The 22780-nt window shown below is 29.7% G+C and carries 20 protein-coding genes; 12 read left to right on the top strand and 8 right to left on the bottom strand.

Annotation, left to right across the window (positions count from 1 at the left end):
* Positions 1-7: 7 nt before the first annotated feature.
* On the bottom strand, positions 8-814 hold the full coding sequence (locus tag Q0C58_RS07790) for a hypothetical protein (RefSeq protein WP_290699658.1): 807 nt from the start codon (positions 812-814) through the stop codon (positions 8-10).
* Between the two features lie 63 nt (positions 815-877).
* Between Q0C58_RS07790 and Q0C58_RS07785 the strand changes: the two genes are divergently transcribed.
* From Q0C58_RS07785 to Q0C58_RS07775, 3 genes are read left to right on the top strand one after another with little or no spacing between them, the layout of a single operon-like run.
* The gene (locus Q0C58_RS07785; protein ID WP_290699655.1) at positions 878-1564 is read left to right on the top strand and encodes a glycerophosphodiester phosphodiesterase family protein; all 687 of its coding nucleotides are present in this window, start codon (positions 878-880) and stop codon (positions 1562-1564) included.
* Entirely contained in the window at positions 1561-2775 is a 1215-nt protein-coding gene (locus Q0C58_RS07780; RefSeq protein ID WP_290699652.1) for an NAD(P)/FAD-dependent oxidoreductase, read from the top strand. Before Q0C58_RS07785 ends, Q0C58_RS07780 begins: the two co-directional genes overlap by 4 nt.
* The gene (locus Q0C58_RS07775; RefSeq protein WP_290699650.1) at positions 2772-2930 is read left to right on the top strand and encodes a DUF1697 domain-containing protein; all 159 of its coding nucleotides are present in this window, start codon (positions 2772-2774) and stop codon (positions 2928-2930) included. The genes Q0C58_RS07780 and Q0C58_RS07775 overlap by 4 nt, the downstream gene beginning before the upstream one ends.
* A gap of 358 nt (positions 2931-3288) precedes the next feature.
* Here the strand turns inward: Q0C58_RS07775 and Q0C58_RS07770 are convergent, their stop codons facing one another.
* Positions 3289-3813, bottom strand: coding sequence for a TetR/AcrR family transcriptional regulator (locus tag Q0C58_RS07770; RefSeq protein ID WP_290699647.1), 525 nt, complete (start codon positions 3811-3813; stop codon positions 3289-3291).
* 260 nt (positions 3814-4073) lie between these two features.
* On the opposite strand from Q0C58_RS07770, the gene mvaD reads away from it, so the two are divergent.
* The 6 genes from mvaD (at position 4074) to Q0C58_RS07740 (ending at position 11615) form a co-directional block, all read left to right on the top strand.
* Positions 4074-5156, top strand: coding sequence for a diphosphomevalonate decarboxylase (mvaD, locus tag Q0C58_RS07765; RefSeq protein WP_290699644.1), 1083 nt, complete (start codon positions 4074-4076; stop codon positions 5154-5156).
* Between the two features lie 46 nt (positions 5157-5202).
* Entirely contained in the window at positions 5203-6132 is a 930-nt protein-coding gene (locus Q0C58_RS07760; RefSeq protein ID WP_290699642.1) for a mevalonate kinase, read from the top strand.
* A gap of 48 nt (positions 6133-6180) precedes the next feature.
* On the top strand, positions 6181-7086 hold the full coding sequence (locus tag Q0C58_RS07755; RefSeq protein ID WP_290699639.1) for a geranylgeranylglycerol-phosphate geranylgeranyltransferase: 906 nt from the start codon (positions 6181-6183) through the stop codon (positions 7084-7086).
* Positions 7087-8037, top strand: a complete 951-nt coding sequence (locus tag Q0C58_RS07750; RefSeq protein ID WP_290699636.1) for a carbon-nitrogen hydrolase family protein — start codon at positions 7087-7089, stop codon at positions 8035-8037.
* Positions 8038-8153: 116 nt separating this feature from the next.
* Positions 8154-9008, top strand: coding sequence for a pseudouridine synthase (locus Q0C58_RS07745; RefSeq protein WP_290699633.1), 855 nt, complete (start codon positions 8154-8156; stop codon positions 9006-9008).
* A gap of 363 nt (positions 9009-9371) precedes the next feature.
* Positions 9372-11615, top strand: a complete 2244-nt coding sequence (locus Q0C58_RS07740; RefSeq protein ID WP_290699630.1) for a response regulator — start codon at positions 9372-9374, stop codon at positions 11613-11615.
* A 5-nt stretch (positions 11616-11620) separates the two neighbouring features.
* Here the strand turns inward: Q0C58_RS07740 and Q0C58_RS07735 are convergent, their stop codons facing one another.
* Complete coding sequence (locus tag Q0C58_RS07735; RefSeq protein WP_290699627.1) at positions 11621-13060, bottom strand: mannosyltransferase; 1440 nt, start codon at positions 13058-13060, stop codon at positions 11621-11623.
* A 107-nt stretch (positions 13061-13167) separates the two neighbouring features.
* Between Q0C58_RS07735 and Q0C58_RS07730 the strand changes: the two genes are divergently transcribed.
* On the top strand, positions 13168-14325 hold the full coding sequence (locus tag Q0C58_RS07730) for a helix-turn-helix domain-containing protein (protein ID WP_290699625.1): 1158 nt from the start codon (positions 13168-13170) through the stop codon (positions 14323-14325).
* A 118-nt stretch (positions 14326-14443) separates the two neighbouring features.
* Positions 14444-15607 carry a cadherin repeat domain-containing protein gene (locus Q0C58_RS07725; RefSeq protein ID WP_290699623.1) on the top strand — a complete coding sequence of 388 codons (1164 nt, stop codon included), beginning with the start codon at positions 14444-14446 and terminating at the stop codon, positions 15605-15607.
* Positions 15608-15679: 72 nt separating this feature from the next.
* Here Q0C58_RS07725 and Q0C58_RS07720 read toward each other — a convergent pair whose 3' ends face one another.
* The 5 genes from Q0C58_RS07720 to Q0C58_RS07700 are packed head-to-tail and all read right to left on the bottom strand — an operon-like array spanning position 15680 to position 21735.
* Positions 15680-17113 (bottom strand): cellulose synthase family protein, encoded by a 1434-nt coding sequence (locus Q0C58_RS07720; RefSeq protein ID WP_290699621.1) that lies wholly within the window; start codon positions 17111-17113, stop codon positions 15680-15682.
* Between the two features lie 56 nt (positions 17114-17169).
* Positions 17170-17862 carry a glycosyltransferase family 2 protein gene (locus Q0C58_RS07715; protein WP_290699618.1) on the bottom strand — a complete coding sequence of 231 codons (693 nt, stop codon included), beginning with the start codon at positions 17860-17862 and terminating at the stop codon, positions 17170-17172.
* Entirely contained in the window at positions 17863-18771 is a 909-nt protein-coding gene (locus tag Q0C58_RS07710; RefSeq protein WP_290699615.1) for a toxin-antitoxin system YwqK family antitoxin, read from the bottom strand.
* Positions 18772-18807: 36 nt separating this feature from the next.
* Positions 18808-20421 (bottom strand): 4Fe-4S dicluster domain-containing protein, encoded by a 1614-nt coding sequence (locus Q0C58_RS07705; protein WP_290699613.1) that lies wholly within the window; start codon positions 20419-20421, stop codon positions 18808-18810.
* Positions 20422-20433: 12 nt separating this feature from the next.
* Complete coding sequence (locus Q0C58_RS07700; RefSeq protein WP_290699611.1) at positions 20434-21735, bottom strand: FAD-dependent oxidoreductase; 1302 nt, start codon at positions 21733-21735, stop codon at positions 20434-20436.
* Between the two features lie 244 nt (positions 21736-21979).
* On the opposite strand from Q0C58_RS07700, the gene Q0C58_RS07695 reads away from it, so the two are divergent.
* Positions 21980-22693, top strand: a complete 714-nt coding sequence (locus Q0C58_RS07695; RefSeq protein WP_290699609.1) for a DUF547 domain-containing protein — start codon at positions 21980-21982, stop codon at positions 22691-22693.
* The last annotated feature ends 87 nt before the right edge of the window (positions 22694-22780 follow it).

Genomic DNA, 22780 nt, shown 5'->3' with positions numbered 1-22780 from the left:
AATGCCTTTAATCTAAATTAAAGCTATATATTTTTCCATCATGTTTTTTTCTTTCATCAGAAATATAAATAGTTTTAGAATCTTTAAAACATAAGCCTTCTTTTTGAGATTTATGCATAAAAGGAAGTGCAGTAACGTTGCCTTTAAAGAAATTAGGTTTTTTAAAATCACTAATAAGCCATACTTTATCGTGGTTTAATAAAGCAATTTGCTTACCATCTGCACTTATATCTGCAGCAGTAATTGGAGTGTTTTTGCCTTCAAGCTTATATTCAGCATAGAAAGAAGCTTCATGATTACCAATGCTATTTGGTACAGTAATAACTTTTGTTTTTTTATCATTTTTGCTAAAAATATAAAATAAACCGTCCCATAGAAAGAAGGCTTCAAAGTCTTCTGAAGGTACGTTTTTAGGTAATGTAAAATTAATTATGTCTGCCTTAGTGCTTGACGCAATAGTTGCAATTTTATTAATTTTGTAAATAGTAAAAATCTTTCGTTTTCTAGAGTTATTGCCAAAGTCACCAATATATAAATTACCTTCTTTATCTTTTGTAAGATCTTCCCAATCTATATTTTTTGCATTACTAACATCAATATTTTTTGAAATATTGCCTTTAGCATTTAGTCCATAAATATTATTTTTGTTATTAGAATCTTCAATAACCCAAATTAAATTAGATTGAGGTATAATTTCATTAGCAGATACTTCATCTAGTTTATTATCAATATTTGCAATAACTTCAAGCTTTCCTGTTTGGCAGGATACTAAAATTATAGATAAAATTAATATGCGTTTTATATTTAAAATCATAAATTGTGTTTCTTTTTTAAAAGAATATTAACGAGACCAAATTATAATTTTTTTCAATATAAAATGCCAAAAATTCTTAAAATAGGACATCGAGGAGCAAAAGGTTATGTGTTAGAAAACACTATATCTTCTATTTTAAAAGCTATTGAATTAGGAGTTGACGGCATAGAGATAGATGTACATAAATGTAAGTCTGGTGAATTAGTTGTTTTTCATGATTTTACAATAGATAGATTAACTAAGTTTACAGGAGAAATTTCTAATTTTTCGTTAACACAATTACAAGATATAAGGTTGAGAAATGGTTTTAAAATACCTACATTAATTGATGTATTAGAAGTTGTTAATATGTCGTGTTTTATTAATATTGAACTTAAAGGTAAAAATACTGCTAAAGAAACAGTAGATATAATTGAGAAGTATGTTGAAAATGGAAAAGCAAATTATAAAGAATTTTTAGTATCAAGTTTTCAACACCGCGAATTAGAAACCGTTTTTAAGTTGAATCCTAAAATTCACCTTGCCGTTTTAAGTAAGGCAAACATGGAAGAAGCTACCCAGTTTGCCGCTAAAATTAAAGCAAAAGCTATTCATCCTAACATAGCCTTAGTTACACGAGCAAATGTAATACATGCTCAGGATTTAGGATATTTAGTAAATGTTTGGACCGTTAATAAGAAAGAAGAAATTGAAAGAATGAAACAATATAAGGTAGATGGTATCATCTCCGATTTTCCAGATAGATTATGATTGAACAAGATGTAATAGTAGTAGGTGGTGGAGCATCAGGTTTTTTTGCAGCAATAAATATTGCCGAACAAAATCCAGAAGCTAAAGTCACCATTTTAGAGCGTGGGAAAGACGTGTTGACAAAAGTTAAAGTGTCTGGAGGAGGACGCTGTAATGTTACACATGCAGAGTTTATTCCACAAGATTTAGTAGTTAATTATCCTAGAGGTGAAAAAGAATTATTAGGTCCTTTTCATACGTTTATGACAGGTGATACAATCGCTTGGTTTGAAGAGCGAGGTGTAGAATTAAAAATTGAAGATGATGGACGTATGTTTCCAGTGTCTAATAGCTCGCAAACCATTATTGATTGTTTTTTAGCTGAAGCTAAAAAACACAATGTAGAGTTGTTAAAAAATAATCCAGTAGTAAGTATTGCACATCAAGAAAGCAATTGGATTGTTAACACTAAAAATGCAAATTTTACTTGCAAAAAATTAATAATAGCAACAGGTAGCAATCCTAAAATATGGAATATACTAGAAAACCTAGGTCATACAGTATCTGCTCCAGTTCCGTCACTTTTTACCTTTAATATTAAAGATGATCGTATTAAAGATATTCCTGGAGTTGTAGCAAAAAATGTTACTGTAAAAGTTGTAGATACAAATCTAGAATCTAATGGTCCATTATTGATTACACATTGGGGAATGAGTGCGCCTTCTATTTTAAAACTGTCTGCATTTGGAGCTCTAGATTTAGCAGAAAGGGACTATAAATTTGCTATTGAAGTTAATTTTATTGATACCAATAATGATATTGCAATTTCACAATTAAATGACATTAAAAAAGAGTTGAATAAGAAAAAAATTATTAATTACACTCAATTTAATCTGCCAAAACGGTTATGGCATCAATTAGTGTTAGCTTCGGGAATAGATTTAGAAACACGTTGGGCAGATTGTAACAAAGTACAAATAGATAATTTAGCAAATCAATTAACTTGTGCTGTTTTTAATGTAGATGGTAAAAGTACTTTTAAAGAGGAATTTGTAACAGCAGGTGGTGTAAATTTAAAAGAAGTGAATTTTAAATCTTTTGAAAGCAAGCTACTTAAAAACCTATATTTTACTGGTGAAGTTTTAAATATAGATGCAGTAACTGGAGGATTTAATTTTCAAAATGCTTGGACAGGTGCCTATATTGTTTCACAAAATATTTTTAAAACATGATAACTTACGTTGCTTTAACTAGAGGAATAAATGTTGGAGGACACAAAAAAGTACCTATGGTAGTTTTAAAAGAAATATTAATCAAAGTAGGATTTGATGAAGTGAGAACGTATATACAAAGTGAGAATATAGTTTTTCAGTCCTTAAGAGAATAATACTAAAAGACTAGAAGGAAAAATTCAAAAAACTATCAGTTCTCATTTTGGTTTTATTGTACCAGTTATTGTAAAAAAAGCAGAATTACAGGTAATTTTTGATTCTTGTGTTTTTTCAGAAGAAAAGAAAATTAAAAGTTATTTTATTAAATAAAATACCAGATGCTAATCTTGTAAAAGAAATTGATAAAACAACTTTTGAGAACGAGAAGTTTTCAATTGTAAAAGATTGTCTTTATTTTTATTCGTTAATAGGTTACGGTCGTACAAAATTTAACATGAATACGTTTGAGAAGAAACTTAACGTAAGCGCTACTTTAAGAAATTATAATACAATTAAAATATTATTAGAACTTGTTTAATGTTTTTCAGGATTCTTAATACTATCCCAAGTCATTTTAAGAGCGTCGTTTATTTGTTCTTTATCCATTTCTAGCTCATTTTTAAATTTTAACCTTGTAGCCGAAATAACACTTCCAAAACTCATTTGTATTATTAGTCTTAAATTTACATCCCTAAGATCTTTACTTAGTATACCTGCTAAAAAGAATTCTTTAATATGTATAAGATGAGGAGTGCTTTTGGCTCTAATCTCTGCGGTGATAATAGGTGGTACTCCAACAAACTCTATGAATTTAAAAGCTAACGGATTTCCAATAAAGTAACTATATAGATTTAACCACATAATTTTAAATTGCTTCTTCACATCATTTTCTGGCACATTTGCCATCATTACAACACCAAAATCTTGACAAATCATAGAGTATATTTCTTCTATAATTTCTTCTTTATTTTTAAAATAATGATATATAGTGCCCACTGCTACACTAGCTTCTTTAGCAACTTGAGACATAGGAGTTGCGTGAACTCCTTGTTTGACCACCAGTTCTAACATGGTGAGAATTATTCTTTGTTTTTTGTCCATTTATAGGTTAGTTTTATTTCTAAAACTGTTTATGTAGCTTTGAGTTGAGGGTTTTAAGGGATCTCTGTAGCTAAGTGTTAGTTGTAATTATCAATCAATCAAATGCACATCATTTACTTAACGGTAAGCATCACTTTACCAATTGACATTTTACTTAGTTGCCAAAATAGAAATTTTTGTACAGAATTAAAACTATATTTGTTTAAATTTATTAACACATGCTTACAAGTCAGTTTACTCCTACGAACTCATCAACAAACGTAACTAATGGTGAGATTTCTTGGTCCTCACCTAGTAATATTGCTTTAGTTAAATATTGGGGAAAAAAAGAGCATCAAATACCACAAAATCAATCTATTAGTTTTACTCTTAGTGAATGTAAAACCATAACTAATTTAAGTTACTCTAAAAGAGAAAATACTAATGACGATTTTTCGTTTAAAGTATTTTTAGATGGAGAACATAAAAAAGATTTTGAACCTAAAATTAAAACCTTCTTTGAGAGAATTAAAATTTATTTACCCTTTTTAAAAGACTATCACTTTAAAATAGAAACAAGAAATACTTTTCCACACAGCTCAGGTATAGCATCTTCTGCTTCTGGAATGAGCGCTTTGGCATTGTGTTTAATGAGTATAGAAAAAGAATTAAATTCTAAAATTACTGAAGAATACTTCATTAAAAAAGCATCTTTTATAGCAAGATTGGGATCAGGAAGTGCCTGTAGAAGTTTAGAAGGAGATTTAGTTGTTTGGGGAAAACATGAAGATATTGATGGCAGTAGTGATTTATTTGGTGTAAAATATCCATATCAAGTTCACCAAAACTTTAAAAACTATCAAGACACTATTTTACTAGTAGATAAAGGCGAAAAACAGGTGAGTAGTACAGTTGGTCATAATTTAATGCATGGTCATGCTTTTGCTCAAGAACGTTTTAACCAAGCCGAAGAAAATATTACCAAGATAAAATCTATACTTACTTCTGGAGATTTAGATGCTTTTATTGCTTTAGTAGAAAGTGAAGCATTAACGCTTCATGCTATGATGATGTCGAGTATGCCTTATTTTATTTTAATGAAACCAAATACACTTGAAATAATTAATAAAATTTGGAGCTTTAGAAAAGAAAGCGGTTTACATATTTGTTTTACTTTAGATGCTGGAGCAAATGTTCATATTTTGTACCCTGAAAATGAAGCTGAAGCTATTTTAAAATTCATAAAAAATGAGTTAGTTGCATATTGCCAAAATGGTCACTATATTTGTGATAGAATTGGATTTGGAGCAAAAAAACTTTAATTTTCTTAATTGTTTTAATTGCAACTAAATACAGAACACTAAATAAATGAAAGGTCCACTTTTTTATTCAAAAATCTTACTTTTCGGAGAATACGGAATTATTAAAGATTCTAAAGGATTATCAATACCATTTAACTTTTATAATGGAGCTCTAAAAACGGATGAGAATCCATCAGAAGAAGCAAAAAAATCGAATAAAAATTTACAAAAATTCACTTTATATCTAAGTGAAATAAGTGAAGATTTGGTGTTGTTTGAAATTGAAAAACTAAAAGCAGATGTAGAAAACGGAATGTATTTTGATTCTTCAATTCCTCAAGGTTATGGCGTAGGAAGTAGTGGAGCATTAGTTGCTGCTATTTACGATAAATACGCTTTTAATAAAATTACCGTTCTAGAGAATCTTACAAGAAAGAAACTACTTCAATTAAAGCAAGTTTTTTCTAAGATGGAATCTTTCTTTCATGGTAAATCTTCTGGTTTAGACCCTCTAAATAGTTACCTTAGTTTGCCAATACTCATAAATTCTAAAGATAATATTGAAACTGCTGGAATTCCAACTCAAAGTACTTCTGGAAAAGGCGCAGTATTTTTATTAGATAGTGGTATCACTGGTGAAACTGCACCAATGGTGAGTATTTTTATGGAAAACATGAAACAGGAAGGTTTTCGTAACATGTTAAAAACTCAATTTATTAAACATACAGATGCTTGTGTAGAGGATTTTCTTAAAGGTGATATGAAATCTTTGTTTAGTAATACAAAGCAATTGTCTAAAGTGGTTTTAAATAACTTTAAACCAATGATTCCTAAACAGTTTCACGAGCTTTGGAAAAAAGGTATTGATACAAACGATTACTATCTTAAACTTTGTGGCTCTGGAGGAGGAGGTTATATTTTAGGATTCACTCAAGATATTAATAAAGCACAACAGTCTCTTAAAGACTATAAACTAGAAGTGGTTTATAATTTTTAATTTACTTTTATCCTAAACTTGTTTCAGGATCTCATCTAATACTTTTTTATGTTTACCAGAAACCAGAAACACATTCTAATTAAGTTTTTTAGTTTGTTTTCTGTCGTTCGTGGTTATAATATTCTCATTATTGTTATTGCACAATATTTAACTTCTATTTACATATTTGCTCACGATAAACCTGCAAAAAAAGTACTACTAGATGTTAATTTACTAATGCTTGTTTTGGCTTCCGCAGCAATAATTGCTGCAGGTTATATAATCAATAATTTTTACGATTCAGAGAAAGATTTAATTAACAGACCTAACAAATCTATGTTAGATAAATTGGTAAGCCAGAACACAAAGTTGTCGTTCTATTTTGTGCTTAATTTCTCTGCGATAGTAATGGCAAGTTATGTGTCTTTTAATCCTGTACTATTTTTTTCGGCTTACATTTTTGGCATATGGTTTTATTCTCATAAATTAAAAAAGAGACCTATAGTTGGTAATATTGTTTCAGCACTTTTAACAATAGCACCATTTTTTGCCATATTTATATACTATAAAAATTTCGATACTGTAGTTTTTGTACACGCTTCTTTTTTATTTTTAATAATTGCTATTAGAGAACTCACCAAAGATCTAGAAAACATGAAAGGTGATTTAGCTTTAAATTATAGAACAATACCAGTAGTTTATGGTGAAAAAGTTAGTAAAAACATGATGACTATTTTAGTTGTATTAACTTTGATACCATTGTATTTACTAATTAATGTTTTCGAAATTGGTAAAATGAATTATTACTTTTATGCAGCAGTAATCTTACTTGTTATCTTTCTTTTTTTATTATGGAAATCTTCCACCAAAACACATTATGTACTGTTACATAATATTCTTAAAATTATAGTAGTGGCTGGAGTATTTAGTATCTTGTTGATTGATGTAAATTTAGTATTAAAACGTATTTTATAAATGGAAAACACCCTAAAAATAGCAATGGCACAAATTTCTCCTGTGCTTTTAAATAAAATTGAAACATTAAAAAAAGTAGAACATTCTATTACTGAAGCTGGTAAAAAAGGTTGCGAACTTATAGTTTTTGGGGAAGCTTTAGTACCAGGTTATCCATTTTGGGTAGCCTTAACAGGAGGAGCAGAATGGAATACACAGGTAAATAAAGAGTTGCACGCAGAATATGTTCGCAACTCTATTCAAATAGAAGCTGGAGAATTGGATGCAGTTTGCGAATTGGCCAAACAACATAAAATCGCAGTATATTTAGGTATTATGGAGCGTGCAAAAAATAGAGGAGGACATTCAATTTACGCCTCACTTGTTTATATAGACGCTACAGGAGAAATAAAATCTGTACATAGAAAACTACAACCAACTTACGATGAGAGATTAACATGGTCTCCAGGCGATGGTAATGGGCTACAAGTGCACAGTTTAAAGCAATTTACAGTTGGTGGTCTTAACTGTTGGGAAAACTGGATGCCATTACCTAGAACAGCATTATATGGTTTAGGCGAGAATTTACACATAGCAGTCTGGCCAGGCAGCGACCATAATACAAAAGACATCACACGATTTATAGCTAGAGAGTCGCGCTCTTTTGTTGTTTCAGTCTCAAGTTTAATGACTAAAGATTTATTTCCTAAAGAGATGCCACATTTAGATAAAATATTAGAAAATTGCCCAGATGTTTTAGCAAATGGAGGTAGTTGCATTGCAGGACCAGATGGAGAGTGGATTGTTGAGCCGGTTTTACACAAAGATGGTTTAATAATTCAAGAAATAGATTTTAACCGTGTTTTCGAAGAACGCCAAAATTTCGATTCAGTTGGTCATTATTCAAGACCAGACGTTACTAAATTAGCAGTAAACAGGGAAAGGCAATCTACAGTAGAATATAAAGATTAATATTATATTTTTTAGGTTAAAATGCCTTAGAAACAAACCTTTATAATAGATAGTACATGTTAAATTATAATCTATCTTTGCACCCTCAAAAATAGTTGAGGATAAAATTACAAGCTATGAGTAAACAAAGCGGACATCGACAAGGTAAATCTGCTCCAAACGGAGGAAGAAAATCATATAAAAATAATTTTGCAAAAGATAGTGCTGGAATAAAAAATTCTGATGTTAAAGCTAAGAAAGGAGTTCAGTCTAACAAGGCTTCTAATTCAAGTGATATTAGATTAAATAAATATATAGCAAACTCTGGTGTGTGCTCTCGTCGTGATGCAGATGTACATATCGCTACAGGTTTAGTTAGCGTTAACGGTAAAATAGTTACAGAAATGGGCTATAAAGTGAAACTGGAAGACGAAGTACGTTACGATGGATCAAGAATAAATCCAGAGAAAAAAGCCTATGTTTTATTAAATAAACCTAAAGGTTTCGCAACAACTACAAGTGAACATAAAGGTAAAACGGTTATGGACTTAGTAGCAAATGCAACACCTTCACGAATAAAACCAATTGGACGTTTAGGTAGAAATTCTACTGGTTTATTACTGTTTACAAATGATGAAAAAATTGTGTCTCGTTTTACAAATTCTAACAAAGGTGTAGAGCGTTTGTTTCATTTAGAATTAGATAATAATCTAAAACTAGAAGATTTAAAGAAAATTCGCGAAGGTTTACGTATTGAAGGTAAGCAAATTAATGTTGAAGAAATTGATTACGTTGGTGACAAGAAAAACGAAGTTGGTATTAAAATAAAGAATACAGGAAATACTATTCTACATACTATTTTCGACTACTTTAAACTTGAATTAGTAAGAGTTGATTGTGTGCAAATAGCACATTTAACTAAAAAAGACATCCCAAGAGGTAACTGGAAAATATTAACAGAACTAGAATTACAGAAGCTAATGATGATGTAGTTTGCTTTTTAATATCTAAATAAGGTTTTCAAACACATTAGAAGATAAACTAAAAAGTAGAAAAGTAATATTTAAAATTACTTACAATATCTCTAACAACAAAAAAGTTTTAACTAAAAAGAACAAGTGTAATAGCACATCTGTAAAAATAGGCTGTATTTCACCTAAATTAATATTTTATATAATTTCTGATATAAATTCAATCAAGTCCTCTTTTTTAATTTCCATAGTCAAATTTTGTTTCTAATAAATTGGTTGACACCATTTTATAATCAAAATCATCGCTAAAACGCGTATAATATCGCTAAAACCTTGCTTTTGACATTATATATTTATATATTCAATTTTATATAGGCGCTTCTAATGAGATTAAAATTATTTTTTTTCCTGCTTTTTTTTGTTATTTATTCATTTAGTTTTGGTCAAACAGCTAAAAACGATAGAGATACTATTACTCCTAATTCGAACGTAATTAAAGAACTAAAAACGCTAGATTCTTTAGGTTTATTGGCTTTTATGTCTGGTAGATTTTATGATTCTTTTAAAGCACGTACCCAATTACTAGAAAAAGCAAGAGCAGCTAATAGTGACTATTATAAACTAAAAGCAAATTCTGGATTAGGATATGATTATTTAGAACAGAATGATACTGTAAGCGCAGAAAAATGTATTAATAAGGCTAGAGAGTATGCTATAAAACTTAAAAACGATCCTTACTTGGGAGAGAGTTACATGATACTTTCTTTTATTAATTTTGTAAAAGGCAAAGAAGAAAAAATTAATAAAGCAATTGTTTATATGGAGAAAACAATAGCTCTTAATATAAAAACTGGAGATACAGTTAATTTAACAAACACCTATTATAATTATTTAAATAATATAATAAAGGTTAACCATTTAGATAAAGGAGAAGAGATAATAGAAAAAATTAATGAGTTTCTTCCCATGGTGTCAAAATCTCGTGACAGTCTATTATATATAGATTACATGCCACTTGCTGCATCTTATTACAATCTTAAAAAGGATTATAGCGAAGCTGTTAAATATACATCGCCATATCTTAGTGATCCAAATTTTAAAAAACAACAGTTTTCACTTCCTCTAGAGAAATTATACGAAGAATATAGTGTTGCTCTTGAAGGACTTAAAGCGTATGAAGAATCTTTAAAATATAGTAGATTATACGACTCAATAAAATCTTTAAATTTCCAAAAACAAAAATCTAAAGAAACAGCAGAAATAACCGCTGAATTTAAAGTAGAGGAATATAGAGAAGAAAAGATTAAAGCTGAATTTGATTCGCAATTAAAAACAGAGAAAATTAAATTTAAAAGTATTATTAATTATACGCTTATTGTTGGTACAATTATTTCTTTACTTTTTTTATTACAGTTTTATTTTTTATCAAAAAAGCGTAAACAGTTAGTAAAAGAAGTAAATATTAAAAATCTAGAGTACCTAAAGGCAAAAGAGGAAGCAGAGCGTTTGACTAAAGCAAAAAGCAGTTTCTTTTCTACCGTTAGTCATGAGTTACGTACACCTTTGTATGGTGTTATAGGATTAAGCACTATTTTGCTAGAAGATGAGTCTCTAAAGAGCCATGAAGAGGACATAAAATCTTTAAAGTTTTCTGCAGATTATTTATTAGCACTTATAAACGATGTATTAGAAATAAATAAAATAGACTCTAATAAAATAGAAAACGAGCAACAGGTATTTAGTATAAAAAGTCTTATATCCACAGTCTTGTCGTCTTTTGAGTATATGTTAATTCAAAACAATAACAAAATACACATAAGTATATCAGAAAACATGCCTGCTTTTATGAGTGGTAATTCTATCCATCTTTCTAGAATTCTAATAAACCTTATTGGAAATGCATGTAAATTTACAGAGAATGGAGACATATTTGTTTTATTAGAAACAGAGTCTTTAAGTAAAAACAATGCAAAAATAAAATTTAGTGTAAGAGATACAGGAATAGGAATAGTAAAATCTAAACAAATTGAAATTTTCGAAGAATTTACTCAAGCAAATCCTGAAAATTATAATTATCAAGGCTCTGGTCTAGGTTTACCTATTGTTTCTAAATTATTAAAATTATCTAACTCTAAAATATTTCTTGAAAGTGATTTAGGAAAAGGTTCTCTTTTTTATTTTACATTAAGTTACGATATTGTTTATGAAGATGAAATAGCAGAAAATGAAGCATCTAAAATTATAGCATTTAATACTATACCTCTAAAAGGAAAACGTATACTTATTGTTGACGATAATCGTATAAATCAAATTGTTACAAAGAAAATATTAGAAAAAGAAGAGGTAATTTGTTCTATAGCAAATAATGGTCAAGAAGCAATTGAGGTGATTAAAAAGAACGAATATGATATTGTTTTAATGGATATAAACATGCCTGTAAAAGACGGTGTTCAAGCTACAAAAGAGGTGCGTGAGTTTAATACTAAAATTCCAATAATTGCACTTACAGCGGTTGAGATAGAAGAGGTGAAACATAAAATATTTGATTGTGGAATGACAGATTTCATTTTGAAACCTTACGATATAAAAAAGTTTAAAGAAGTCATTATTAAGAACATAATCTCTTAATTTTTTTAAGCTCTTTGGTTCTTTTTTATAAAAACCTCCCAAATAAACACACTAAAAACCACCAAGTACTCAAAACCTATAATCCAGAGGTTTTCGGTATTATCTGCATTAGCATAAGCCAGATAACTAATAATAACTATAAAACTCCAAACCAAAGGAAACTTATAATTTGTAAATACACTTAATATAAGAATGGTTGCAATATACCATGGATGTACAGTAGTACTTAAAAATAAATAAATAGTAAAACTAAATAGCGTTGCATTAATTAGTTTTTTGATATCTGTTTTTTTTCTAAAAAAGGATAAGAATAAAATATATAGTACAGTAATAATTGGAAGTGCTTTGCCAATTATTGCAATTTCGTTCCAACCTCTAAACCAATAGCCAATTTCACGAGCTAAGTAATAAATACTAGCATTAAACTCAAAATTACCAAACCATAAACCTACGGTTTTTGAGTAGTTGTCTATAAACTGTGTTGAGAAAAATGGAGCAAAAAGGAGTAGTGTGGTTACTATTACTATTGCATAAAAGCTAATTAATTTTATTATTCCGTTCCAACTACAATTATTAGGAGTTAACGATGTGGAAACCTCATCAATTTCAACAGGTAGCTTCATTTCACTCGCAATGACGGTTTGTTTATTATTTTTTGATAAAAACCACCAAAAATATAAGGGTAGAAACATAAGCGGAACAAGTTTAGTTGCTATAGATAAAGCAAAAACAACTGCTGCCCATTTCCATTTTTTAGAATGTAATAAGTATAAACTCCAGACAAGAAAGAAAATCATAACACCTTCAAAATGAAGATTTCCTGTGAGTTCTATTATTATAAATGGGTTGAGTATATACCAAAAGATATTGTGAGCAGGGAGTTTAAGTTTCTCTAGTAGTTTTTTGCCAAAATAGAGTGTTCCAAAATCGGCAACTATAATTAGCAATCTTAAAACTATTGCAGAGCCAACTATACTTTTACTTGCAAACAAAGCAGAAATAATAAAACATAACTGGTTTACAGGTGGATAATTAGTAAAATGGCTTGCATTAAGTTCTCGCATACCAACATACAACTCTTGAGCCTGAGCAATAGGAAACAAACCTTTAGATATAAACGATTCTGGTGTGTATAAGTATGGATTGTAGCCTTCTAAAATCATGCGTCCATCCCAAATAAAACGATAAAAATCTTGTGATAAGTTTGGAATTGTAAGTAGAAAAATCGCTCTAAACAGAAAAGCAACTGCTGTTAAAAAGGATGTGTTGTTTTTATTAAGATGAATGAGTTTGTAAAACAAAACAAACAAACCAGAATAGAGCAAAATGAGTTTAAGATACTCTGTACGTTCTAAATTATATGCAAACAAAAAATAAAATAAAGCACTTATTATCAATAATAGAAGTGATAGTTTTTTGGTTTTAAATAAAGCTTGATTTAACATGTAGATCTAAAAAAGTAAATATAACAAAACTACCTAAATAGGTGTTGTTGTATTTGCAAAATATAAATTTTTAACTATATTTAATATTTTATGTAAAACCTTACAAGTTGAATTGGAATTTAGCTAATATATTAATGATGTTTGGTGCGCTACAAGGGCTCATTTTATGTGTGATTATTTTAAAAAAAAATCACTCTAAAAAAACAGCTAAATATTTAGCCATAATGTTGTTTGGGTTATCGATGAATTTGCTTTATTATTTTAGTTACGATATAGGAGTAGTTAAAGTAATGCCTATACTAGAAAGTCTTTATTTTCCATGGGCAATGTTATCAGCTGCATGTTTTTATTTTTATATCGTTTTTACTGCACCGTTTCAAAAAGAGTTAACTAGAAATAATTATTTTGCTTTCGCTCCTTTTGTGATTTTTACAATTTTGCACATTAGTATAAGAGTTTTAATGCATTACAACAAAAATGTTATAAATATAGATGTTGTTAATTTTATATTCAATTTTGAAGAATATTTTGGAATACTATTTACGTTGTACATGGGATTTATCTCATATAAAAAGTTAGGTGAGATAGAAACTTTAATAGAAAAGCAATATTCTAACTATAACATTTCAAAACTTATTTTCCATAAACGACTGCTCGTTGTTGTTTTAGTATTTTGTTTACTATGGGTAGCTGTATATACATATGCTATCTCAATAAATATTCATTCTATGAATATCTATTATTTTTTATGGTTGTTTATAGCTTTTGTTTTACAGTGGATTTCTTGGACAGGATTTATTAGAGATGAAGCGTTGTTGCCTGTTTTTAAATCTAACAAAAATCAAGATGCAACTATAACAGTTGAAAGAGATTTAGAAGAAGATAGTGTTAGAGATAAAAGCTTGAAAATTCAAAAAGATAATCCTATATATATTAAACTCATTAAATTATTTGAAGAAGAACATATCTATAAAAGACCAGAATTGTCATTAACAATTCTATCTGAAACATTAAATATTAGTAAAAGCTACTTGTCGGCAATTATAAATCAAACTACTGATAAGAATTTTTACGAGTTTGTAAATAAGTATCGTGTTGATTATTTAATTTCTTTATTCGAAGAGAATAAAACCGAAAACTATACAATACTAAGTTTGGCTTTTGATGCTGGATTTAATTCAAAATCAACGTTTCAAGCAGCTTTTAAAAAAATAACTACTCAAACTCCTACCCAGTATATTAAGCAGTTAAAAATTGCTATTTAGCTTAATTCTTTTAATTAAAATAAGTCCGAATACATCTACTTCGACGTATTCAGTCGACTTGAGCATGTTTTAACAATATCATTGTACCATAATTAATAAACAAATAATTTATAAGACAATGAAAACAACATTTAAAAGTATTACATGTTTAATGGGAATTTTAATATTATCTACTTCTTGTTCTAGTGATGATGATTCTCCAACAGTAAGTGTGCCGGAACCAACTCCTAAAACAATAACTGCAACATCTTTAGTTACTGGTTTTGATGAGAACACAGTTACAGCAAATCAAGTTATTGGTGCTATTACAGCTACTAGTAATTCTACAGAAACAGTCACTTATGCAATTACATCTCAAACACCATCAGGAGCATTGAGTATTAATACCTCAACAGGAGAAGTTACTATTGCCAATGCGAGCTTATTTGACTACGAAAGTAACGGATCTATCTCTGCTACTGTTACGGCATCTAATTCTGAAGCATCAACAACTTCATCTATTACTGTAAACGTTAATGATATTAGTGATGTTATTTTTACACATATTGCAACTGCAGATAATTCATCTAATAATAATACATATCTTGATCACTCAGATTTAAATGGCAATCCTGAAGCAAAAATTGTTATAAACCATAACTGGTCGCCAAACTCTGTTTATAATGACAATGTTACTGGATTATGGTATGATTCTACTCAAGAAAAATGGGTTATATATAATGAAGATATTTCAGTTTCAATGGTTATAAATAGTGCTTATAATGTTTTCATTTCTAAAGATGGAGATGCTATAACTCATGTTGCTACAGATGGATCTTTTATATCTACAATAGATGATGATAGAATTAATAATAATCCGGATACTGTGCTTATAATTAGTAATTATTTTAATCCAAATGGAATTTATAATAATAACAATACAGGTGTTTTATATGATGCTTCAATAAATAAATGGAGAATTTTTAACCAAGCAGGAACAGCTATACCTGTTAATGCTGCTTTTAATATTATCTTAAAAAGTGATAACGCTACAGAATTAGTACATGTAACTAGTAGCGCAAGTATTCTTGCAGCAGAAGTTCAACAAGCATCTGCTATAGACGACATATTGTTAAATAGCAATCCAGATGCTAAATTTGTTATTACACATGTAGCAGATGGAGGTGTGTTTTTAGATAAAACTTTAGGGTTATATAATACAGGTACTTTTTGGACCATGTTTACAGAGGATATTAGTGCAATGCCAGAAGGTATTGAGTTTAGAATTCTCGTAGTAGAATAGAAAATCAGTTTTATTTTTATTAGCTCTGTCATTTTTTGAAAATAAGGTGACAGAGCTTTTATTATATAATAGCTATGCTTTAGAAGTTAAGGATTTAAAGAACACAAAGCCAAAACCTAAAAATAACATTAAGTGAAAAGGAAACAACCCAAAATCGCCACCTTGGTCTCCAACAATAAAGGCACTGTACATACCAAAAGCGAAATAAAGCATTAATAGTCCTTCAAAAATAACGTTTATAGAAATATTCTTTTTTAAGTATTTGTTGCCTTTCCAGCTATCTTTTATACTGTTAATATTAAATTTTGGTGTACGAACAAAGTCGCTGCGTTTCCCTAAATGTCCTTCTAAAACTGCAATAGAATTATGTAAACTAAATCCCATTGCTATTGAGAAAAAGGTAAAAAACATACCTATGTATTGTATAAAGTTTTTAAATCCACCACCATAAGTACGTTTGTACATTGACCAATAGCAAATAAAGAAAATTACAGTACTTATTACAAAGAAACTCATAACGTAAAAGTATGGTTTCAAATGCGCATATTCATTTTTAATATATAACATTGGAATACTTAATACACCAACAATAAGTACGTTTAAAAACATGCTGCTATTTAATAAATGTAATAAACCGTGTAGTTTTGTTTTTGAAGAAATGTTTTTGCTTTTCAAGACTTTCCACATCATCTTTCTAAAGTTTTCGGCACCTCCTTTATTCCATCTAAATTGTTGCGAGCGTGCTGCGCTGATAACTACTGGTAATTCTGCAGGAGTTTCCACATCTTGAAGGTACTTAAATTTCCAGTTTTTAAGTTGTGCACGATAGCTAAGGTCTAAATCTTCGGTTAAAGTATCTCCTTCCCAATTTCCAGCATCTAGAATACACTGTTTACGCCATACACCAGCTGTGCCATTAAAATTAATAAAATGACCTTTACTGTTTCTGCCTACTTGCTCTAACGTAAAATGCGCATCTAAAGCAAATGCTTGTATTTTTGTAAGTGTTGAGTAATTTCTATTAATGTGTCCCCAACGTGTTTGTACAACACCAATATTTTTATCTATAAAATGGGGAATTGTTTTTTTTAACCAATCTTTTTTAGGAAGGAAATCTGCATCAAAAATGGCTATTAATTCACCTTTGGCTACTTTTAAGCCTTCTTTTAATGCGCCAGCTTTAAATCCTTCACGATTAGTTCTACAAATATGAACAATGTCTAAACCTTTAGATTTAAGCATTGCAACTTGAATAGAGGTTGTTTTTACTGTATTATCTGTAGAGTCGTCTAAAACTTGAATTTCTAATTTTTCTTTTGGGTAGTCTAATAAAGCTATATTATCTAATAGGCGTTCCATTACATATTCTTCATTAAAGACTGGTAATTGAATTGTAACGTATGGTACTTCCTCTGGATTATTATAATCTAAAGATGGCGTTTTATTTTGTTTTTTCTGTGCAGATAAATAATTAAAAAGCAGATTTAGTTGCGCTAAGGCATACATAAATATGAGCACAAGTGCTATCGAATAAATTATTATAATAACTATGTTTATATAAATCACTTCTTAAAACTGTATTTAAAAATCCAACCTAGTATCTTAAAACCAGCAAATATAGTTCCTTTTACTGTTCCAGACACCTTACTTACTCCTATTCTTTGTTTGTATCGTACAGGTATTTCTATATAAGAGAATTTCTGTTTTAGAGCCTTGAGTTGCATTTCTACAGTCCAACCATAAGTTTTATCCTCCATTTTTAAAGCTAAAAGCTTATTATATTTAATAGCTCTAAAAGGGCCTAGATCTGTGAATTTTGCTCTAAAAAATAGCGACATTAAAAATGTTGCTAACCAATTACCAAAAACTTGCTGTGGTGTCATAGAGCCACCTTCTCTTAGTCGTTTAACTCTTGAGCCAATTACAAAATCTATATCATCATTTATTATTGGAGCTACGATTTGGGTTAGTTCTTCTGGGTAATCACTATAATCTCCATCTAGAAATACTATAATATCTGGTTTCTCTGTTAAATTGGCAATGTAACTCATGCCTTTTAAACAAGCATAACCGTAACCTTTATTGTTTTCGGTGAGTACTGTTGCTCCTGCGTTTTTAGCATTTTTAACTGTGTTATCTGTAGAGTTGTTATTTACTACAATAACTTCTTCTACGCTTTTTGGTATGTCTCTAATAACATTTGCAATAGAATCTTGCTCGTTGTAAGCAGGAATAATAACTTTTATTTTGGGCATTTATCTAAGATCACTTAATTTATTTTCTTTTTTAAAAGTGGCTAAATCTGTCCACGTTTTAATTTTTTTTCCATCGGAAAACTTACTTGCAGCTACTAGTTTTTCGTTTTCATATAGTAAGCAATATCCATTTTTTTGATTGTCTTTTAATTGACATTTATGATTTATCTTTTCCATGTCGTTATAAAACAACCACCAATTTGTTTGCTTGCCATTAAAAAAATGACCTTCTTTTTCTTTTGTACCGTTTTTTTTATAGAACGTCCAATAGTCGTTTTCTAACCCGGATTTATAATTGCCAGATTTTAAAAGCTTACCATTGTCAAAATAATAAGTCCAAAAATTTTCCTCTTTTCCGTTTTTGTAAAAACCTTCAGATTTTAGAGAGCCATTATCAAAATAATTTTTCCAGTATGCTGTTGGTTTTCCGTTAGCAAATGTACCTTCTTTTTTTAGTTTACCATTAAAGTGATAGAATTTCCAGTAACCTTCAAAATACCCACTATTATAATAGCCTTCTCGCATTAAATTACCATTTGTAAAATATGCTTTCCAAAAACCAGATTCTTTTCCGTTTTTAAAATTACCAACTTTATTAATGGTTTTGTTGTCGAAAAAGTACGTCCAAAATCCAGTGCGTTGTGCGTTATTAAATACGCCTTTGGCTTTTAAATTTTTATTGTCATGGTAAAATTCCCAGAAACCATGTTCTAGATTGTTATTAAATTCTCCTGTTTTCTCTAGGTTTCCGTTTTGGTGGTAAAATTTCCAGTAGTCAATTTTTAGCTTATTTTCTGTCCAGCCTTCAGCTTTAATGGTTCCGCTTTTGTAGTAAGTTTTCTTGTAAATCTTTTCCGCGGAAGCGTAAAAACTTATTATGAAAGCTAATATAAAGAAAGTGTTTTTCATTTTAATTCTACTAAAAGCAAGAACGTGTTTTAAAACTTATTTTTGATTTAATAAATCCATTAAGTTAACATCGTTTCCTAATAGTACTTCAGTCGGATTAATTCTTCCATCCATACTATCATTCTCTAATTTTAATACACCTCTTGGGCAAACAGCACTACAAACACCACAACCTACGCAACTAGAACGTACAATATTTTCTCCTTTTTGAGCATAATGTCTTACATCTATTCCCATTTCGCAACTGTTTGAGCAGTTACCACAAGAAATACACTGTCCACCGTTTGTTGTAATTCTAAATTTTGATAACATACGTTGTTGAAATCCTAGAATAGCTGCCATTGGACATCCAAAACGACACCAAGATCTATTTCCTAAAATAGGATAGAAACCAGTACCAATAACACCAGAGAATATTGAGCCAATGTAAAAACCGTAAGCAGATTTAAGAGTGCCAGAATTAACGAAAAATATTTCTTCGTTAGTTCCAGTAAAATAAACTACAAATAAAGATAAGATAACTAATGCATAACCAATAGCGCCATAAAGTGCATCTTTACCTAATTCACTTCTTTTAAAAATCATTACTCCAGCAAATATAACAGTAAGAAACAAACCAACACTTGTAAGAAATGCTTCGTTGCTTAACCAATAATTACCTTCTACAAATACACCATCTACCCAACCTCCTTTTAAGAAAGAGCTAACGACTCCAACAGTCATTATCACAGAAAAAACTAATACTGCATGAATTAACCAACGCTCTAGTTTCCATGAAGACATTTTTTTAGATGATAGTTGTCTAAAAGAATCTCCAGCAGTTTCGGCTAAGCCTCCACAACCACAAACCCAAGAACAATACCAACGTTTTCCATATTTGTAAGTTAAAATAGGTGTGATTACTAATGTTGAAACAATGCCAAAGATTATTAAGGTAGTACCAATATTTCCAGCACTAAGGAATTGATTTAAATGATAATCTTGAAAAAGATAATAGTTAAGTGGCCATACACTTTTTAAATCGTAATAAGGTAAATCACTATTCATAACGTGCATAAATTCAGGAATCAAATAAGCAAAGCCTAATTGAAAAAAGATAACCGAAACCGTACGTATTTGTTGGTATTTATTATGACGGTATTTTAATATAAACTTATAACCAAAAGCCGCAATTGCTACTGTGTATAGTGTGCCATAAACAAACCATTGGCTTGCATCTCTACCACTTAGTAGATTGCTTAACGGGTCGAAAAGGGCTATTAAACCAGTATTAGTACCATTAGCACCTTGTCCTGCGCCTAAAAGCTCTGCATAAAAGTAAAGTACTATATAAAAAGCTGTTAAAAAAACACCTAATGCCCAACCCATAGCACCACGCGATGAAATAGACTTAAACCAAACACCATCGTTTTTTATGCCTTCTAATTTTGTTAAATAAGCATCTCTAGAATATACTACAGTTCCAGCAGTTATTAAGCTTAATGCTAAAGTTAAGAATACAGCTCTGTTTGGAAAGTTTACATTAAAAAAAGCTAAGATTAATATTAATAATCCAACTAAGCCTGTAGCTAAAGCTATTTTTTGTTTTGTAGAAATGTCTTGCACATCTGGTTTAGCAAGAGACATACTATGGTTTAATTTATTACTCATCTTATTTTTGGATTATGCGGTTTGTAAATTGTTGTTGTAAGCAGATAGAATATCTTTTTCAAAATGCTTGTAAAATTCTGGATCAAAATTAGCTTCTGGTAAATTATTTATTACATAATCAATATCGCGAGCTTCAGTTAACCATTTGTCAAAAACCTCATGACGCATTCTTATACCAAAAGTATTAATGCCTAAAAATTTATTATTTGTAGTGTCATAACAAACAGTAATACATTTTGTGTCGTCTTCATGTTTCCAATGAAAATGAGCTTCATTTTCTCTTGGTTTTGCAAATACCCAACCGTAAGTCTGGTATTCTATATCTAAAAATTTTGCAGAGTTAAACCAATGTCCTGGTTTATATTCTGTTTTATTATCACAAATGGTTTGCGCTAAAGTTTCACCCATCATTCTGCCTGTGTACCAAACAGCTTCAATAGGTCTGCGTTGTCCAATACCACTGTCACGTTGCTCTGCACAATCACCAATAGCGTAAACATCTTTAATGTTAGTTTCTAAGTGTCTGTTTACTAAAACACCACGATTGGTTTCGATTTCAGACTCTTTTATAAAACTTATATTTGGTGAGACACCTGCAGTTAAACCAACTACATTACAGTCTATTTCTTCTCCAGTTTCTGTAATAACAATAGATTTTACGCGTCCGTTTTCATCAGCTTTTATTTCCTTTAAATTAAAGCCTAAACGTAAATCTATATGGTGGTTTTGTATGTGTCTGTTTATCATAGCGCTTTCACCTTCAGGTAAAACACCATTCCAAAAACTATTTTCTCTTACTAAAAATGTTACAGGAATATTACGTGAGTTTAACATTTCTGCTAATTCAATACCTATTAAACCACCACCAACAATTACAGCACGTTTACATACTTTATTGTTTGGTGCATTACGTTCTAAATTATCAAGATCTTGTTTGCTATATAAGCCTTGTGCACCTTCTAAATCTTGTCCAGGCCAACCAAATTTATTTGGTTTACTTCCAGTTGCGATAACTAATTTATCGTATTGTAAAGTGTCACCTTCTTCAAAATGAAGTGTTTTAGATTTTGTTTCAACTGTTTTTACGTAGCCTCTTTTAAGCTCTATTCTGTTCTTTTTCCAGAAGTAATCTTCATACGGCTTGGTATGTTCATACTTCATGTGTCCCATATATATATACATTAAAGCAGTACGCGAAAAGAAATGATCGGTTTCGGCAGAGACGATAGTAATTTTTTTATCAGAGTTTTTGCGAATGTGCCTAGCTACAGTTACACCCGAAATTCCATTTCCTATAATAACTATGTGTTCCATATCGTGGTTTGGTTTTAAATACTATTGTGATTAGGTCGTGCCACAATATAGAAACTTAATTTTAAAAAAGTATTTAGAATAAATATAAATAGCGTTAATTTGTAAGGGTTATGTAGTCTGGGAGACTAGGAATTTTTAAATTTTTTTTGAAAGTTTACTGAAATGTTTCAGACTGAAGCGAAAGTTATAACAATTTAAACAATTAACAGGTTTTCGTTTTTACGGAAATATAAATAGAACTTTAATGAAAAATTTATTAGTAGTAATAGTAATAGTAATAGGAGGTATCTTTGCTGAAGCACAAAATCTTGATACTTTTTTTAAACAATCGGATGCTTTTTTTAAAGCGAACGTTAAAAGTGGAAAAGTAGCATACGATGTTATTAAAAAAGATACAAAAGCTTTGGACGAAGTTTTAAAAGTAGCTGAAGGTATTTCGGTTTCTAAAAGTGATGCTAATAATTATCAAGCCTTTTGGATAAACGCTTACAACTTATCTGTTATTAAAGGAATTGTGGATAATTACCCAACAAAATCACCTTTAGACGATAAAGGTTTTTTCGATAAGACAAAGCACAGTATAGGTGGAAAGCAAATTACTTTAAACGATGTAGAACATAAGTTATTAAGAGGTAATTTTAAAGATGCGCGTTTTCATTTTGTTTTAGTATGTGGTGCATTAGGTTGTCCTCCTTTAATTAATAAAGCATACTTGCCAGCGACATTAGAAACACAATTAGAAAAGCAAACTAAAATAGCTTTAAATGGTTCGTTTTTAAAAGTAAATGCTAAAAAGAAAAGTGTAGCAGCATCAAAAATAATGGAATGGTATAAAGAAGATTTTACCATGAATGGAACTACAGAAATAGACTTTATTAATAAATACAGAACAGAGAAAATTGACGAAAAATCGAAACTATCTTATTTTCCGTACAATTGGAATGTAAACAAACAATAAAAATTAATTAACAAACAATAGAAACCAATTAACAATAAATAAAACCAAAAAAATGAAAAAAATAGTAATACTAACATTAGCATTAGC

This window comes from Lacinutrix sp. (assembly GCF_023299985.1).
Taxonomy (GTDB): Bacteria; Bacteroidota; Bacteroidia; order Flavobacteriales; family Flavobacteriaceae; genus Lacinutrix.
Note: the sequence above shows the minus strand (reverse complement) of the source record. Positions and strands in the feature narration are given on the sequence as shown.

Excerpts from the sequence above, each read along its gene's own strand:
- Q0C58_RS07790 (WP_290699658.1), bottom strand. The coding sequence starts at position 814 with ATGATTTTAAATATAAAACGCATATTAATTTTATCTATAATTTTAGTA.
- Q0C58_RS07725 (WP_290699623.1), top strand. The coding sequence starts at position 14,444 with ATGAAAACAACATTTAAAAGTATTACATGTTTAATGGGAATTTTAATA.
- Q0C58_RS07710 (WP_290699615.1), bottom strand. The coding sequence starts at position 18,771 with ATGAAAAACACTTTCTTTATATTAGCTTTCATAATAAGTTTTTACGCT.
- Q0C58_RS07705 (WP_290699613.1), bottom strand. The coding sequence starts at position 20,421 with ATGAGTAATAAATTAAACCATAGTATGTCTCTTGCTAAACCAGATGTG.
- Q0C58_RS07715 (WP_290699618.1), bottom strand. The coding sequence starts at position 17,862 with ATGCCCAAAATAAAAGTTATTATTCCTGCTTACAACGAGCAAGATTCT.
- Q0C58_RS07735 (WP_290699627.1), bottom strand. The coding sequence starts at position 13,060 with ATGTTAAATCAAGCTTTATTTAAAACCAAAAAACTATCACTTCTATTA.
- mvaD (WP_290699644.1), top strand. The coding sequence starts at position 4,074 with ATGCTTACAAGTCAGTTTACTCCTACGAACTCATCAACAAACGTAACT.
- Q0C58_RS07760 (WP_290699642.1), top strand. The coding sequence starts at position 5,203 with ATGAAAGGTCCACTTTTTTATTCAAAAATCTTACTTTTCGGAGAATAC.
- Q0C58_RS07785 (WP_290699655.1), top strand. The coding sequence starts at position 878 with ATGCCAAAAATTCTTAAAATAGGACATCGAGGAGCAAAAGGTTATGTG.
- Q0C58_RS07695 (WP_290699609.1), top strand. The coding sequence starts at position 21,980 with ATGAAAAATTTATTAGTAGTAATAGTAATAGTAATAGGAGGTATCTTT.
- Q0C58_RS07740 (WP_290699630.1), top strand. The coding sequence starts at position 9,372 with ATGAGATTAAAATTATTTTTTTTCCTGCTTTTTTTTGTTATTTATTCA.
- Q0C58_RS07780 (WP_290699652.1), top strand. The coding sequence starts at position 1,561 with ATGATTGAACAAGATGTAATAGTAGTAGGTGGTGGAGCATCAGGTTTT.
- Q0C58_RS07750 (WP_290699636.1), top strand. The coding sequence starts at position 7,087 with ATGGAAAACACCCTAAAAATAGCAATGGCACAAATTTCTCCTGTGCTT.
- Q0C58_RS07720 (WP_290699621.1), bottom strand. The coding sequence starts at position 17,113 with ATGTATGCCTTAGCGCAACTAAATCTGCTTTTTAATTATTTATCTGCA.
- Q0C58_RS07700 (WP_290699611.1), bottom strand. The coding sequence starts at position 21,735 with ATGGAACACATAGTTATTATAGGAAATGGAATTTCGGGTGTAACTGTA.
- Q0C58_RS07745 (WP_290699633.1), top strand. The coding sequence starts at position 8,154 with ATGAGTAAACAAAGCGGACATCGACAAGGTAAATCTGCTCCAAACGGA.
- Q0C58_RS07755 (WP_290699639.1), top strand. The coding sequence starts at position 6,181 with ATGTTTACCAGAAACCAGAAACACATTCTAATTAAGTTTTTTAGTTTG.
- Q0C58_RS07775 (WP_290699650.1), top strand. The coding sequence starts at position 2,772 with ATGATAACTTACGTTGCTTTAACTAGAGGAATAAATGTTGGAGGACAC.